Source organism: Actinokineospora sp. HUAS TT18 (assembly GCF_051364635.1).
In the GTDB taxonomy this organism is placed as follows: domain Bacteria; phylum Actinomycetota; class Actinomycetes; order Mycobacteriales; family Pseudonocardiaceae; genus Actinokineospora.
On the sequence record NZ_CP195645.1, the window covers coordinates 6,156,708 to 6,171,467 of the forward strand.

The window sequence follows — 14,760 nt, forward strand, 5'->3', positions numbered from 1 at the left end:
GCGAGAGTCCGCACTTGGACACCAAAGTGCGGACCAGTTGGCACCCCCTCCCGAGCATTAGCCTGAGGCGCGAATTCAGGGATCTCGCACGAGGGGAGTTGCACGCAATGACCGCAACAGTTAACGAAGAGACCGTCGGCGAGTTCACCCCGCCGAACCCCGAGGAAGTCGGCGTCGGCTACGACGAGTACATGGGCCTGCACAAGCTCATCGCCGCGGAGTTCAGCCTGCACATCGGCGCGTGGTCGCCGATCGGTGAGCGCAAGCCCGCGCGCACGCTGCTCGACCTGTCGAACCGGACGCAGGACAAGCAGACCGAGCACCACATCAAGACCCTGGCGATGAACCCGGGCGAGCACCTGCTGGACATCGGCTGCGGCGCGGGCCTGCCCGCGATCGAGTTCGTCAAGGCCAGCGGCGTGCGCGCCACCGGCATCAACGTCAGCCGCGGCCAGCTCGCCGAGGCCGTCAAGACCGCCGAGGCCGAGGGCCTGACCGACCGCGTCGACTTCCGCTACGGCGACGCCATGGCGCTGGAGTTCCCCGACGAGACGTTCGACTCCGCGCTCTCGATCGAGGTGTTCGCGCACCTGTCCGACCGGCAGAAGGCCTTCCACGAGGCGGCCAGGGTGCTCAAGCCCGGCGGCTACTTCCTGGTCAGCGACTTCACCCTGCGCGGCGAGCCCACCGAGGAGCAGCTGACCGCGTACCTGCAGACCTGGCACTGCATGCCCCCCATCACCCCGGCGAAGATCATGGAGATGGCCGCGACCGCGGGCTTCGAGCTGATCCAGGTCGAGAACATGACCCAGAACACCGCCTTCACCGGTGAGCTGATGGGCCTGCTCTACGGCGACCGGCGCGCCGAGATCATCGACCTCTACGGCCCCGAGGCCACCGCCGAGATGGACTACGTGATCCCGCTGGTGCGCACGTTCTTCCGCGAGCATCTGGGCTCGTACCTCTTCCTGCTGCGCAAGCCCGCCTAGTCACGGCTGGTTTCGGAGCCGCACGACCACCGGTCGTGCGGCTTCGTTGCCGTTTGCTCAGGGCGAACGCGGGGCGGAAACAAACGCACACTCAAAGATGTTGAGTTGGGCAGACTCAACTTTGGGAGTGTGATCGGAAATGTCCGAGGCCCTGACGCTGCCGGTGCTGCCACTGGACGACACCGTCCTGCTGCCCGGCATGGTCGTCCCCATCCACCTCACCGGCTCAGACAACGCCGCTGAGGCGCGGGCCGCCATCGAGGCCGCGCAGGCGGGCACCGAGCCCGCGCGCGTTGTCCTCGTGCCCCGCCTCGACGGCAAGTATGCCGCCGTCGGCACCCTCGCCGTCGTGGAGCAGGTCGGCAGGCTGCCCGGCGGCGACCTCGCCGCGGTCGTGCGCGGCACTGGCCGTGTCCGCATCGGCGCTGGTACGACGGGCCCTGGCGCGGCGCTGTGGGTGCAGGTGGAGACCGCCGACGAGGCTGTCACCGACGAGGCCCGCGAACTCGCGCGGGAGTACAAGGGCCTGGTCACCACGATCCTGCAGCAGCGCGGCGCGTGGCAGGTCGTCGACACCGTCAACCAGATCGACGATCCCTCGACCCTCGCCGACATGGCCGGGTACGCGCCTTACCTGACCGACGAGCGCAAGGTGTGGCTGCTGGAGACGACCGACGTCGCCGCGCGGCTGCGCAAGCTGCTCGACTGGGGCAAGGAGCACCTGGCCGAGCTCGACGTCGCCGAGACGATCCGCAAGGACGTCAAGGAGGGCATGGAGAAGCAGCAGCGGGAGTTCCTGCTGCGCCAGCAGCTCTCGGCCATCCGCAAGGAGTTGGCCGAACTGGACGGCAAGCCCGCCTCCGAGGAGCAGGACTACCGCGCGCGCGTGGAGCAGGCCGAACTTCCTGAGAAAGTAAGGGAAGCCGCCCTGTCCGAAGTGGACAAGCTGGAGCGCACCTCCGAGCAGTCGCCGGAGGTCGGCTGGATCCGCACCTGGCTCGACACCGTCCTCGAACTGCCGTGGAACACCCGGACCGAGGACGCCTACGACATCCCGGGCGCGCGGGCGATCCTCGACGCCGACCACGCCGGCTTGGACGACGTGAAGGACCGCATCATCGAGTACTTGGCCGTGCGCAAGCGGCGGGACGAGCGCGGGCTCGGCATCGTCGGCGGGCGACGCAGCGGTGCCGTGCTGGCGCTCGCGGGCCCTCCCGGGGTGGGCAAGACCTCGCTGGGCGAGTCGGTCGCGCGGGCCATGGGACGCGAGTTCGTCCGGGTCGCGCTGGGCGGCGTCCGGGACGAGGCCGAGATCCGCGGCCACCGCCGGACCTACGTCGGCGCGCTGCCCGGCCGGATCGTGCGCGCGATCTCCGAGGCGGGGTCGATGAACCCGGTGGTGCTGCTCGACGAGATCGACAAGGTCGGCTCGGACTACCGGGGCGACCCGACGGCAGCGCTGCTCGAAGTCCTCGACCCGGCGCAGAACCACACCTTCCGCGACCACTACCTGGAGGTCGAGCTCGATCTGTCCGATGTGGTCTTCCTGGCCACGGCGAACGTCATCGACTCGATCCCGGCGCCGCTGCTCGACCGGATGGAGTTGGTCCAACTCGACGGGTACACCGAGGACGAGAAGGTCGTCATCGCCGCCGACCACCTGCTGCCCCGGCAGCTGGAGCGGGCGGGGCTGACGGCCGACGAGGTCGCGGTGGACGAGTCGGCGCTGCGGCTGCTGGCGGGGGAGTACACCCGCGAGGCGGGCGTGCGGCAGCTGGAGCGGGCGATCGCGCGCATCCTGCGCAAGGTCACCGCCCGGCTCGCGCTGGGCGAGTCCGTGCTGCCCCTCAAGGTCGCCGCGGCTGACCTGCGCGGCTACCTGGGCAGCCCGAAGCACACGCCCGAGTCGGCCGAGCGCACGGCGGTCCCGGGGGTGTCGACCGGGCTCGCGGTGACCGGCGCGGGCGGCGACGTGCTGTTCGTGGAGGCCTCGCTGGCCGACAAGGACACCGGGTCGGCCGGGGTCACGCTCACCGGACAACTGGGTGACGTGATGAAGGAGTCGGCGCAGATCGCTCTGTCCTACCTGCGGTCCAACGGCCCTGACCTGGGGCTTCCGGTCGCCGAACTGGCCGAACGCGGCGTGCACGTCCACGTTCCGGCGGGCGCGGTGCCCAAGGACGGGCCGAGCGCGGGCGTCACCATGACCACGGCGCTGGCGTCGCTGCTGTCGGGCAGGCCGGTGCGGTCGGACGTGGCGATGACCGGTGAGGTGTCGCTGACCGGGCGGGTGCTGCCGATCGGCGGGGTGAAGCAGAAACTGCTCGCCGCGCACCGGGCCGGAATCACCACGGTGCTGCTGCCCAAGCGCAATGAGCCGGATCTGGACGACGTGCCGGAATCGGTGCGCGACGCGCTGACCGTGCATTTGGTCGGCGACGTTCGGGAGGCATTGGAGCTGGCGTTGGAGCCCGCGGTCGCGCAAACGCTTGTCGCGTGACTTAGCTGGCACTATGGGTGGGAGCTATGATGGACAGGAAATATGGCAATGCCATCGTAAATGACCATTCTTCCTGGTTCTGTCGGTTCATAGAATCCCGCTGAATGGTCGTTCCTCGCGGGTAACTGCTAGCGGTGTTCAGTGATCGCGTGCTTATTCTTCGAATACGTTCGCGCGAACGTCGAATACCCCTGCTTCTCCGCCGGTCGCCCACCAGCGCGACCGGCGGAGACCCCTGCACCGAGGGAGACCTTCGATGGCACAGGTTCGCGCGAGCCGGGCACTGCTCGGCTTGATCGCAGCGACAGCGGTGGCGGTGGGCGTCTCGTCGCCTGCCGCGGCCGCGGAAGGAACCGTGCTCGGCGCCGATCGCGCCGACGCGGTGAAGGACAGCTACATCGTGGTGGTCAAGGACAGCGCGGCGCCGAGATCGGCGTCGGCCCGCACGGCCGCGACGCTCACCGCCAAGCACGGTGGCACGGTCACCGCCGCCTGGCAGTACGCGCTGAACGGGTTCGCCGCCAGGATGACCCCGGGCCAAGCGCGCAGGCTGGCGGCCGACCCGGCGGTCGCGTCCGTCGAACAGGACGCCGTGGTCAAGATCGCCGAGGACCAGGTCAACCCGCCGTCGTGGGGGCTCGACCGGATCGACCAGCGCTCGCTCCCGCTCGACAGCAAGTACAGCTTCGGCACCCGCGCCGCGACCGTGACGGCCTACGTCATCGACACCGGCGTCCGCACCACGCACGCCACCTTCGGCGGCCGGGCCACCTGGGGCACCAACACCGTCGACTCCAACAACACCGACTGCCACGGCCACGGCACGCACGTCGCGGGCACCGTGGGCGGCAACGAGTACGGCGTCGCCAAGGGCGCCAAGATCGTCGCGGTGAAGGTGCTCAACTGCGCGGGCTCGGGCTCCAACACCGGCGTGATCAGCGGTGTGGACTGGGTGACGCGCAACGCCGTCAAACCCGCCGTGGCCAACATGAGCCTCGGCGGCGGCGCGTCGAGCGCCGTCGACACGGCGGTGCGCAACTCGATCGCCGTGGGCATCACGTACGCGCTGGCCTCTGGCAACGACAACGCGAACGCCTGCAACTACTCGCCCGCCAGGGTCACCGAGGGCATCACCGTCAACGCGACCGACCGCAACGACGCCAGGGCGAGCTTCTCCAACATCGGCACCTGCACCGACATCTTCGCCCCCGGCGTCGGCATCACCTCGGCCTGGATGACCAACGACACCGCGACGAACTCGATCAGCGGCACGTCCATGGCCGCCCCGCACGTCGCGGGCGCCGCGGCGGTCTGGCTGGCCAACCGGCCGTCGGACACCCCGGCGCAGGTCCAGGCGGGCCTCATCGCGGCGGCGACGCCCAGCAAGGTCACCAACCCGGGCACGGGCTCGCCCAACCGGCTGCTCTACGTCGACCCGGGCACTCAGACCACCCCGGTCGGGCTGCCCAGCCCCGGTGACCAGACCGGCAAGGTCGGCGTCGCGACCAGCGTGAAGCTCAACGCGACCGGCGGCACCGGCCCGTACACGTGGACCGCGTCCGGCCTGCCCGCGGGCATCACGCTGGGGTCGAGCACCACCAACGCGGTCGTCGCCGAGGGCACCCCGACCGCGGCGGGCGCCGCGTCGGTCTCGGTGACGGTCAAGGACAGCGCGGGCACCAAGGCGACGGCCACCTTCAAGTGGACCATCGAGGGCGCGGGCCAGTTGACGCTGCCGAGCCCGGGTGACCAGACCGGCAGGGTCGGCGAGGAGACCGGCGTCAAGCTCGTGGTCTCCGGCGGCACCGGACCGTTCACGTGGTCGGCCACGGGTCTGCCCGCCGGGCTCACGCTGGAGCCGGGGACGACCGATGTCGCGATCATCGGCGGCACCCCGACCGCGGGCGGCACGTTCACGGTTTCGGTCAGTGTCAAGGACAGCGCGGGCGCGACCGGCTCGACGTCCTTCACCTGGACCATCCAAGGCGGCGGCGGTTTGACGCTGCCCAACCCCGGCGACCAGACCGGGGACGTCGGCATCGAGACGGGCGTGAAACTCGTGGTCTCCGGCGGCACCGCGCCCTACACGTGGTCCGCTTCCGGCCTGCCGCAAGGAATCGCGGTGCAGCCGAGCGACACCGAGGTCGCGGTGATCTCCGGCACCCCGACCGCAGCGGGCACGCACCAGGTCACGGTGACGGTCACGGACAGCGCCGGCGCGACCGGCTCGACGTCCTTCACCTGGACCATCCAGGGCGGCGGCGGTGACCCGACCATCACCAACCCGGGCGACCAGACCGGCAAGGTCGGCGTCGACGTCAGCCTCCAGCTCGCGGTCAGCGGCGGCACCGCGCCGTACACGTGGTCGGCGGGTGGGCTGCCGACTGGCCTGTCCATCAGCAACGACGGCCTGATCACGGGCAAGCCGACGACGGCGGGCACGTTCCAGTCCAGCGTCACGGTCACCGATTCCGCGGGCAAGGCGGCCAAGGTCAGCTTCACGTGGACCATCACCGGCGGCAGCTGCGGCGGCGGGCAGAAGGTGGTCAACCCGGGCTTCGAGTCCGGCGCCACCGGCTGGTCGGCCTCGGTGAACGTCATCGGGCAACACGCCAACCAGGGCAAACCCGCCCACTCCGGCACCTACAGCGCCTGGCTCGGCGGCTGGGGCTCGGTGAGCAACGAGCAGGTCAGCCAGAGCGTCACGGTGCCCGCGGGCTGCGCGAGCTACCGGCTGTCGTTCTGGCTGCACGTCGACACCGACGAGTGGGAGGACGTCGCCTACGACAAGCTGACCGTGACCGCGGGCGGCACGACGCTGGGCACGTTCTCCAACCTCGACGAGGGCGGCTACCGGCAGGTGACCTATGACCTGGCCCGGTTCGCCGGGCAGACGGTGCCGGTCCGGTTCGCCAGCGCCGAGGACAGCAACCTGCAGACCTCGTTCCTGGTGGACGACGTCACGCTTGACGTGAGCTGAAAGCGTTGTGGGGCGGCGGTTTCGCACCGCCGCCCCACCTCACGACCGTTCGAGGAAGGTCAGCACCGCGCGGACGCGGCGGTGTTCCTCGCTGCTGGGTTCCAGGCCCAGCTTGGAGAAGATGTTGCCCACGTGCTTCTCCACCGCGCCGTCGGACACCGTCAACGACTTCGCGATGGCCACATTGGACAGTCCCTGCGCCATCAAGCCGAGCACCTCGCGCTCGCGCGGCGTCAGCAGATCGATGGGGTTGCGTCGCCCTCGTGCCATGAGCTGAGCGATCACCTCCTGGTCGATGCACGTGCCGCCCCCGGCGACCCGGCGCACCGCGTCGACGAACTCCGCGACGTCGGCCACCCGCTCCTTGAGCAGATAGCCGACCCCGCCCGCGCCGCCGGCGAGCAGCTCCACCGCGTAGCGCTCCTCGACGTACTGCGAGAGCACCAGCACCGGCAGCCCCGGCAGCTCCGTCCGCGCGCGCAGCGCGGCGCGCAGGCCCTCGTCGGTGAAGCTCGGCGGCATCCGCACGTCGACGATCGCCAGGTCGGGGCGGTGTTCGGTGACGGCGGTCAACAAACTGTCGCCGTCCTCCACCGCCGCGACGGTCTCGATCCCTTCGTCCGCGAGCAGGCGCGTCACACCCACCCGCAGCAGCACCGAGTCCTCGGCGATCACCACACGCACGGCAGATCGGCCCTGATCACTGTCGGCCCGCCGAGCGGGCTCACCACGGTCATCACACCGTCAATCGTGGCAGCGCGGTCGGCGAGGCCCGCGAGCCCACCCCCGGGGCGCAGGTTGGCCCCGCCCGCGCCGTTGTCGGTGATCTCGACGACGACCTCGTCGCCCATCGCCCGCGTCTCCCGCCAGACCCGCACGGCGGCGTACTCGGCCTGCGCGTGCTTGGCGATGTTGGTCAGGCACTCGCCGACGATGAAGTAGGCCGTGCTCTCCACCGCGGCGGGCGGCCGCGGCTCGACGGTCACGGTCACCTCGACCGGCACCGGGCACTTCGCCGCGAGCGACGACAGGGCCGCGTCGAGCCCCCGGTCGCCCAGGACAGCCGGGTAGATGCCCCTGGCCAGGTCGCGCAGCTCGGCCACGGCCAGCTTCGCGTCGGCGTGCGCCTCGTTGATCAGCGCGCGGGCCAGCTCGGGGTCGGCGTCGAGCTTGCCCTTCGCCCGACCCAGCCCCATGGCCACCGCCACCAGCCGCTGCTGCGCGCCGTCGTGCAGGTCGCGCTCGATGCGCCGCCGCTCGGCCTCGGCCGCGTCGACCCCGCGGGCCCGCGACGCCTGTAGGCGCTCGGCCTTGGCCGTCAGGTCGGCGGTGCGGTCCGGCCCGAGCATGGCCACGGCGAGCTGCGAGTGCAGCCAGGCGTAGCGCGGGACGACCCAGAGGGCCAGCGGGACCAGCGGGACGCTGACCACGGCCAGCGCGAAGCCGATGATCGACAGCGGGAACTCGAGCATCAGGTACGCGAAGTCACGCCACGTCCGCCGGTCGGTCAGCATGGCGCGCCACTGCCGCAGCATCGGCGCGTCCGGGTTGTCGAGCACCTGCTCCTGCGGCAGGTCGGCCCCGGTCAGCGTGCGCACCCAGAAGCGGTGCATGTTGCCGAACATCCTGGTCAGCGCCGCCGCGGCGACCAGCAGCGGCACACCGACCCAGACCACCACGGTGCCGACGCCGACACACATGAACACGACGGTGGTGATGAAGGTGAACAGGCTCAGCGGGAACCCGCCCAGCAGGTAGGCGATGGCCGCCACCGGGTGCGGGTACTGCCGCTCGGTCACAGGACACCTCCGCCAACCGAAGCCTGGGACGGTCCCAGCAGCATCCTGGCGAACCGAGCGTGCGCCGCCCCCATGGCCTTGGTCAACACCAGCGTCCCGGCCAGCAGCACCATCCCGACCGCCGCGAACGGCAGCGCCTCGAACGTCGAGTCGACGACGAGCCACGGGTGGTTCCAGTCCCACAGCCGGTACTCGCCGTCCGGCAGCCACCGGAAGTACACCGGCAGCGCGAACAGACCCAGCGACGTCGCCCAGGCCGCGACCATGATCGAGAACTCGGCGATCCCGATGGGCAGCAGGAGCACGAAGTACGTCAGGGCCTTCCAGGTGGCCGGGTCCTTGATCCGCGCCTGCCACCGCTTGGTGTCCGGCAGCGGCTTGTGCGGCACCGCGATATAGGTGTCGAGCAGGGCGTAGACCCTGGCCCGCTCCACCTGCCCACCGACCCGGCAGAGAACGACCGCGAACGCCAGCAGCGGCAGCCCCACCCACACGACCGCCGTGCCCACCCCCACGCTGAAGAGGACGGCGAACGTCACGAACGCGGCGATCCCCACCAGCAGATTCATCACCAAATACACCAGCGAACCGACCACCGGCGGCCGCGGCCGCGTCCCATCGGCGTGGATCATCGTCGTCATGTACTCCCCCTCGCTCGTCATGTAACCAGCCTGGCCGTCGGGGGTGTCGCGGACCATGGGGGACACCACCGGCCCGGGGGTAGGGCTAGCCCCACCTAATCGAGTTGGCGGAGGGGTTAAGCTAGGTAGGTAACAACCCACAACCAGGGGGTGAACGGTTTCGACTCTGGACGTTGATTCAGGGGAAGCGTGCCGGTGCAGGCGAGATGGCCACCGTAAGCGTCGCTCGCAAACCAATAAGCGCCGAAACTAACGTTCGCGCTGACTACGAACTCGCTGCCTAAGTAGCGGTTCGGGTCTGTCGGTCCAGGGATGCCTCCGCCCTGGGTCCCGGCATCAGCTAGGAGGACTACCGCCGGTCTCGGTCACGGGGATCGGTTGGGAAGCAAACAGTGACTGGGCCCGTCACACCGGCTTGTTCGCGTGACCGGTGGGGCCAAGCAGAGACAAGGCGGACTGCGCACGGAGAAGCCCTGATGAGGCGACAGAGGACCCGGGTTCGATTCCCGGCACCTCCACTCACGTCTCTGACTTGCGGGTTCATGATCGGAATGTGAATCCGTTCGAACCACGACAAGCCCGACCGCACCCCAGCGGCCGGGCTTGTTGCTATAACACCCGCATGCGGTCCGATCAGTCGCGTGAGAGCGCGTCGCTAGTCAGGGACATCAGCGCCGGGCTTGAGAAGCACCTCGAAGTGGTCCAGCAAGCTGTCGGCGATTAGTGACGGCATCTCGTCCAGGGGTCGGCGCACCCCTGCCTGAAAGTGCATCTCCCACGCGATCACCGCGGCAAGTTGCTTGCCGACCGCGTCGTCGTCGCTGCTCATTGGGGCCCTCCTGGTGTCCGTTCTCGGCGAGAGTGCATCACCTCCCCACGTCGGCAGGCGGATGTTCACCTCAGGGTGACGGCATGGTTCGGATGAATTGATGTCAGGTCCACAGCCAGGCTGACCAGTGGATTCATTATCGCCGCGGTGTCGGTGTGCGAACCGCTCAAACGGCCCCGCCAAGGCCTTGAGTTCTAGGGGCGTTGTGTGACCGCCCGCTACGGCGGTAATCGGGCGTCCGGCGTCGCTTTCGCTTGATCGCCTGTTCCGACGGGGCCACGAGCGTGCCCGAAAATCACCGAGATGGATGCTTCGGCGCGCCTCTCGTCATCACCCTCACCGACGAAGAAGTCGACCAGGAGCGGGGCCAGAACACGATCGACGCCACGGTCTTGGGCGATATAGCCCGCGCCTTCGAGCATGACGTACCCGTGTATCAGCGTCCACCAGCGAAAGGAGAGCGCGGAGCCGGGAGTCGGGCGGATCCGCTTCGTCTCGACACAGCGCTGAAGAGCTGCGCCCGCCCGGTCGAGGGTGCCGCGACGTCCGGCCGCGAGTTCCTCGGACGACACCGATCGGTACTTGCCCATGGGCACCGTGCCGAACATGACCGCGAAGAGATCCGGGTTCTCGCGGGCGTGCTCCACATACCCATAGGTGAGTCCGGCGACGTGAGTCACCGGGTCCGGATGCGGACCCTCGGCCACGAACCGGCGCTCGAGGCGGTCGAAGCCCTCTTCGACGACCGAACGGACCAATGCCTCCATTGATCCGAAGTGCGTGTAGACCGCCATCGTCGACGTACCAGCCGCGGTCGCCACCCGCCGCGCGGTCAGCGCCTCCACCCCATGGCAGGCGACCAAACCGGCGGCGGCCGCGGTCAGGCGCCTACGCATCGGATCCTGTGTGAGATCACCCACGTGACTCGACAAAGCTCCCGCCTCCCCTCACACTGCTCATAACATACGTTATAGCGAGGAGGGCGCCATGCGCGACATGCGCTGGAGTTGGGTCGCGTGGGCCGCCGTCGCGGCGGTCTGCGTGATCTATGCGCCGATGGCGATCGAGTACACCTGGCGCATGTTCAACCCGAGCGCTCCCGGGTTGTGGGACCACGTGTTCGCCGGCGCGGTCGGTGACGATCAGGCGCTCGGTACGGGCTCGGTCCACCTCGAGCAAGCCGACGTATACGCCGAGAACCGGGTCTTGCTGCTGTTTCACACGACCGCGGGCGGCATCGCCATCCTCATCTTCGCGGCACAGTTCTCGGCCCGCTTTCGCCGCAACCTGCGCAGGCATCGCGTCCTGGGCCGGGTCGGCGTCACCCTCGCGCTCGTGGGGATGCTCGGAGCATTCGGCTACCTGCTGGCCGTGGGGCCAGAGCGCACCTTTGACGGGCCTGCGTTCTATCTCCAACTCTGGGCGCTCGCGCTCGGCACCGTCATCGGCGTGATCGGCGGCTTCGCGACCGCCCGGCGACGCCAGATCGCCATGCACCGGTCCCTGATGGCCTACGCGTTCGCACTTCTGCTCACCGCGCCCCTGTTGCGGATCGAGTACCTGCTGCTCGGCGTGCTCTGGTCCGGCACGACCCAGGTGGAGACCAACATGGCAGGCGCCGCGATCCTCGCCACGCTGGCGCCGCTGGGCGCGATCCTCGCCTCCCGTGCCATGGCCGGACACGATCGGCGCAGCCCGACGGTCCGCCCGCTGCCGGGCCGAAACCTCGACCGTGCGGTCGGCATCGCGGCGCTGGCCACCCTGCCGCTGCTTGTCCTGCGGCACACAGAGACCTTCGACGGCATTGACCGGATCACCATCGCGGGCCTGTGCGCGATGCTCGCCGGCCTGGCCACGGCAGCCACGAACGCCGCCGCCGCCCGCAAGGCCGGGAAAGACGTCGCCGCCGAGGAGTGGCGCGTACACACGCTCGCGTTCGTGGCAGGCGTTCCCGCGATGCTGCTGCTCTGGCTCGCCTACGACGCGCCGTTCACGACCGGCGAAGCATTCTTCGGCGCCCTGCTCACCGCTCCCGCGGTCACCCTGTCGATGGGCCTGCTGCTTGTCGTATGGCGGCGCCGAACAGTCGTCATTCCGCAATCGGATCGACCGAGGCTACTGCCGATCTGAGCACGCCCGTCACGCGACACCGCGCGTCCCACCAATGCTCCATCCTGGGAAAGCGACGCGAAACGCTGCTCCGCACATCGGCAGAAGGCGATGTTCACGTCGGGGAGCGGTGGCGGACAGGCCGGACCATGTTCTCAGCCCCGCGGACGAGAACCTCCTGGTTCGGAGGAATTGACATCAGGCCCACAAGCTCAGGCGACCTGGTCCACGGAAAGCGTGGACCAGGTCGCTTGCGTCCTCGCGGTCACGGCCTCGCCGACCAGGCGAAGCCTGCGGGACGACGCCATCACCGGAGGGAAGGGCGGTACACGGCCTCCTGAGTGTGACCGTCCAGCGTCCGGCTCTCGAGCAGTTCGAGGTCGAAGTCGGCCGCGCCCATGAGAATCGGGTTGGTCCCGGTCCGTCCGGAGATGACGGGGAAGATCGTCACCCGCAGGCGGTCGACAAGGCCCGCGGCCATCAATGCCCGGTTCAGCGACAGGCTGCCCTGCGAGCGCAGCGGCACGTCCGATTCCTCTTTGAGCCGGGCGACGATGTCCACGGCGTCACCGCTCACGATGGTCGCGTCCGGCCAGCCGAGGGTGTCCCGCAACGTGGAGGACACCACCGTCGTAGGCGTTCGCATCGTCTGGACGTTCCACTCATCGAGCGTGTTGGGATCGATGTCCGAGGACATGATTTGAGCGGTCTCCCGGAAAGTGGTGGCCCCGAAGACCATTCGCTGCTCAGTGGCGCACAGGGCGGCGCGGTGCGCGAGCAGCTCGGGACCTTGCTTGCCCCAATAGCCGCCCCAGTCGGCACCGTCGGCGTAGGAGCCGTAGCCGTCGAGGGTGGAGAAGACGTCCCAGGTGTAGACAGCGGTCATTTCACTTGCCCTTCTTCCTTGCCGTCGACGCTACGTCCTGGCTCAGTCTGCGACATCGCCGCTGAATGACTCCAATGCATTGTTGTCATGAGATCAATAGTGATACACGATTGCTGGGTGGACCTCCAGCAACTGAGATACGTGGTCGCCGTGGCCGAACTCGGCAACTTCACCCGTGCAGCCGAACGGTGCTTCGTCGTTCAGTCGGCGTTGAGTCACCAGGTCGCGAAGCTCGAACGGGAACTGGGTGCGCGCCTCTTCCACCGCACGAGCAGGTCGGTGGCGTTGACGCAGGCGGGCACAGCCCTGCTTCCGGCCGCACGCGAATGCCTCGCGGCTGCGGAGCGGGCGCGGGCAGAGGTGTACGCGGCGAGTGGAGAGGTCCGTGGTCGACTCGCCGTCGGGATGATTCCGACAGCAGCGGCCGCCGACGTGCCTGCGCTGTTGCGTGCTTTCCGTCAGGAACACCCGCGGGTTCGGATAAGTCTCCTGACGAGTGGCAGCGACGACCTCGCCGACCAGGTCCGCGCAGGCGCGCTCGATGTCGCCTTCCTCGGCCTTGCCGAGGACGTCGAGATCCCCGGCCTCAACAGCAGGCCGCTTGCTCGCGATCCGCTGGCCGCGTTGCTGCCGCCCGACCATCGGCTCTCCACTCGCAAGCGCATCCGGTTGGAGACGATCGTCGCCGAGGACTTCGTCGACTTCCCCGCCGGGACGACCGGGCGAGTTCAAGCCGACCGCGCGTTCCTCGCCGCTGGTCTGGAGCGAACGGTCGCCTTCGAGATCACAGACCCTCAAATCATGGCGAGGCTCGTGACGGAAGGACTCGGTGTCGCCCTCCTCGCCTCCTCCTATGCCGTGCGGCTCCCAGGAGTGGTCGTCATACCCGTGGTGAACACTTCGTACCGCGTCGAGCATCTGATCTGGAGTCGACTGGGGCCGACACCAGCGGCGGAGGCATTCATCGCTCGTGTGTCAACGGGCTTCGAGTCCACACCCGCGTCCTGACGCGGCACCGCGTTTCGGATCGGGTCGATCGACCCTACGATCGGGTCGTTCCGGCGTTGTTCTGGGGGCGACCCCCAGACCCCACGGTGCGGACGTTCGCGACCCAGCCGTGCCCCGGATCCCTAACCGGTGGGGCTGTTAACTCGCGAATAGTGGAGTGGTGGGATGGCGGGGCTTCATGTCGGGTGTGCGATGTGGACGCACAAGGCGTGGGTGGGGCGGTTTGTAGCGCGGTCGTTGGGGGCGGGGGAGCGGCTGCGGGGGTATGCCGGATGGTGCAACGCGGTTGAGGGGAACACCACGTTCTACGCGACGCCTGCGCGGGAGACCGTTACGACGTGGGCGGGGCAGACTGGGGCCGATTTTCGGTTTCTGGTGAAGGTGCCCAAGGTCGTTTCGCACGAGCGTCGGTTGGCCGGGGTCGAGGTCGAGATGCGGGCGTTTCTGGACGCTGTTGAGCCGCTCGGTGATCGTGCGGTGCTGTGGACTCAGTTGCCTGGCTCGTTTGGGCCTTCGGACGTTGATGCGCTCGGGCGATTTCTGCGTCGGCTGCCTGCCGACCGCAAGCGCGCCGTCGAGGTGCGTCACCCGGGATTCTTCACCGACCGCGGCTCGACGTCGCTGCTGGAGCGGGTGCTTGCCGCGGTGGATGCTGAGTGGGTGCCGTTTGATACGACGGTGTTCTTTCAGGCGCCGCCGGCCAGTGAGGCCGCTCGGGAAGCGTGGGCTCGGAAACCGCGGTTGCCGCGGCGGATGCGGGCGTTGACTGACCGGCCGGTCGTTCGCTATCTGGGGCGGGACTCGTTCGAGGAGACGGTCGAGGGGTGGGGGCCGTGGACCGAGGTGGTCGCCGAGTGGGTGCGCGAGGGGCGGTCGCCGACGGTGTTCCTGCACACCCCCGACAATCACGACGCTCCCGCCCTCGCCCGCCGGTTCCACGACGACGTGCGAGCACTCGTGCCAGACCTCGACGTGCTGCCCGAACCTGAGCCCGTCGAGCCCGCGACCCTGTTCTGAGC

12 protein-coding genes and 1 other RNA gene are annotated in these 14,760 nt (G+C 69.0%); 7 read left to right on the top strand and 6 right to left on the bottom strand.

What is annotated here, in order from left to right:
* The first annotated feature begins 107 nt into the window (after window positions 1-107).
* From ACSHT8_RS28645 to ACSHT8_RS28655, 3 genes are all read left to right on the top strand, one after another.
* Entirely contained in the window at window positions 108-989 is an 882-nt protein-coding gene (locus ACSHT8_RS28645) for a class I SAM-dependent methyltransferase (protein ID WP_436494181.1), read from the top strand.
* 139 nt (window positions 990-1,128) lie between these two features.
* Window positions 1,129-3,489: an endopeptidase La gene (lon, locus tag ACSHT8_RS28650; protein WP_436494183.1), complete on the top strand. Its 2,361-nt coding sequence runs from the start codon at window positions 1,129-1,131 to the stop codon at window positions 3,487-3,489.
* A gap of 256 nt (window positions 3,490-3,745) precedes the next feature.
* The gene (locus ACSHT8_RS28655; protein WP_436494184.1) at window positions 3,746-6,469 is read left to right on the top strand and encodes a putative Ig domain-containing protein; all 2,724 of its coding nucleotides are present in this window, start codon (window positions 3,746-3,748) and stop codon (window positions 6,467-6,469) included.
* A 39-nt stretch (window positions 6,470-6,508) separates the two neighbouring features.
* Here the strand turns inward: ACSHT8_RS28655 and ACSHT8_RS28660 are convergent, their stop codons facing one another.
* From ACSHT8_RS28660 to ACSHT8_RS28670, 3 genes are read right to left on the bottom strand one after another with little or no spacing between them, the layout of a single operon-like run.
* A complete protein-coding gene (locus tag ACSHT8_RS28660) occupies window positions 6,509-7,153 on the bottom strand; it encodes a response regulator transcription factor (protein ID WP_436494186.1) in 645 nt (214 codons plus the stop codon).
* Complete coding sequence (locus ACSHT8_RS28665; protein ID WP_436494188.1) at window positions 7,141-8,268, bottom strand: sensor histidine kinase; 1,128 nt, start codon at window positions 8,266-8,268, stop codon at window positions 7,141-7,143. Before ACSHT8_RS28665 ends, ACSHT8_RS28660 begins: the two co-directional genes overlap by 13 nt.
* The gene (locus ACSHT8_RS28670; protein WP_436494190.1) at window positions 8,265-8,978 is read right to left on the bottom strand and encodes a sensor domain-containing protein; all 714 of its coding nucleotides are present in this window, start codon (window positions 8,976-8,978) and stop codon (window positions 8,265-8,267) included. The genes ACSHT8_RS28665 and ACSHT8_RS28670 overlap by 4 nt, the downstream gene beginning before the upstream one ends.
* A 77-nt stretch (window positions 8,979-9,055) precedes the next feature.
* On the opposite strand from ACSHT8_RS28670, the gene ssrA reads away from it, so the two are divergent.
* Window positions 9,056-9,430: a transfer-messenger RNA gene (ssrA, locus tag ACSHT8_RS28675) on the top strand.
* A gap of 134 nt (window positions 9,431-9,564) precedes the next feature.
* Here ssrA and ACSHT8_RS28680 read toward each other — a convergent pair.
* Together ACSHT8_RS28680 and ACSHT8_RS28685 are read right to left on the bottom strand one after the other, a co-directional pair.
* Window positions 9,565-9,738, bottom strand: a complete 174-nt coding sequence (locus ACSHT8_RS28680) for a hypothetical protein (protein WP_436494192.1) — start codon at window positions 9,736-9,738, stop codon at window positions 9,565-9,567.
* Between the two features lie 218 nt (window positions 9,739-9,956).
* Window positions 9,957-10,634 carry a TetR/AcrR family transcriptional regulator gene (locus ACSHT8_RS28685; RefSeq protein ID WP_436494194.1) on the bottom strand — a complete coding sequence of 226 codons (678 nt, stop codon included), beginning with the start codon at window positions 10,632-10,634 and terminating at the stop codon, window positions 9,957-9,959.
* A 91-nt stretch (window positions 10,635-10,725) separates the two neighbouring features.
* Here ACSHT8_RS28685 and ACSHT8_RS28690 point away from each other — a divergent pair, with 91 nt between their 5' ends.
* On the top strand, window positions 10,726-11,868 hold the full coding sequence (locus ACSHT8_RS28690; protein WP_436494196.1) for a DUF2306 domain-containing protein: 1,143 nt from the start codon (window positions 10,726-10,728) through the stop codon (window positions 11,866-11,868).
* 286 nt (window positions 11,869-12,154) lie between these two features.
* Here the strand turns inward: ACSHT8_RS28690 and ACSHT8_RS28695 are convergent, their stop codons facing one another.
* Window positions 12,155-12,733, bottom strand: coding sequence for a dihydrofolate reductase family protein (locus ACSHT8_RS28695; protein ID WP_436494198.1), 579 nt, complete (start codon window positions 12,731-12,733; stop codon window positions 12,155-12,157).
* Between the two features lie 117 nt (window positions 12,734-12,850).
* On the opposite strand from ACSHT8_RS28695, the gene ACSHT8_RS28700 reads away from it, so the two are divergent.
* Both ACSHT8_RS28700 and ACSHT8_RS28705 read left to right on the top strand, forming a co-directional pair.
* On the top strand, window positions 12,851-13,741 hold the full coding sequence (locus tag ACSHT8_RS28700; protein ID WP_436494200.1) for a LysR family transcriptional regulator: 891 nt from the start codon (window positions 12,851-12,853) through the stop codon (window positions 13,739-13,741).
* Between the two features lie 192 nt (window positions 13,742-13,933).
* Entirely contained in the window at window positions 13,934-14,758 is an 825-nt protein-coding gene (locus tag ACSHT8_RS28705; protein ID WP_436494202.1) for a DUF72 domain-containing protein, read from the top strand.
* The last annotated feature ends 2 nt before the right edge of the window (window positions 14,759-14,760 follow it).

Coding starts and splice junctions, on each gene's coding strand:
- ACSHT8_RS28645 (WP_436494181.1), top strand. CDS start 108: ATGACCGCAACAGTTAACGAAGAGACCGTCGGCGAGTTCACCCCGCCG.
- ACSHT8_RS28690 (WP_436494196.1), top strand. CDS start 10,726: ATGCGCGACATGCGCTGGAGTTGGGTCGCGTGGGCCGCCGTCGCGGCG.
- lon (WP_436494183.1), top strand. CDS start 1,129: ATGTCCGAGGCCCTGACGCTGCCGGTGCTGCCACTGGACGACACCGTC.
- ACSHT8_RS28705 (WP_436494202.1), top strand. CDS start 13,934: ATGTGGACGCACAAGGCGTGGGTGGGGCGGTTTGTAGCGCGGTCGTTG.
- ACSHT8_RS28680 (WP_436494192.1), bottom strand. CDS start 9,738: ATGAGCAGCGACGACGACGCGGTCGGCAAGCAACTTGCCGCGGTGATC.
- ACSHT8_RS28685 (WP_436494194.1), bottom strand. CDS start 10,634: ATGCGTAGGCGCCTGACCGCGGCCGCCGCCGGTTTGGTCGCCTGCCAT.
- ACSHT8_RS28655 (WP_436494184.1), top strand. CDS start 3,746: ATGGCACAGGTTCGCGCGAGCCGGGCACTGCTCGGCTTGATCGCAGCG.
- ACSHT8_RS28695 (WP_436494198.1), bottom strand. CDS start 12,733: ATGACCGCTGTCTACACCTGGGACGTCTTCTCCACCCTCGACGGCTAC.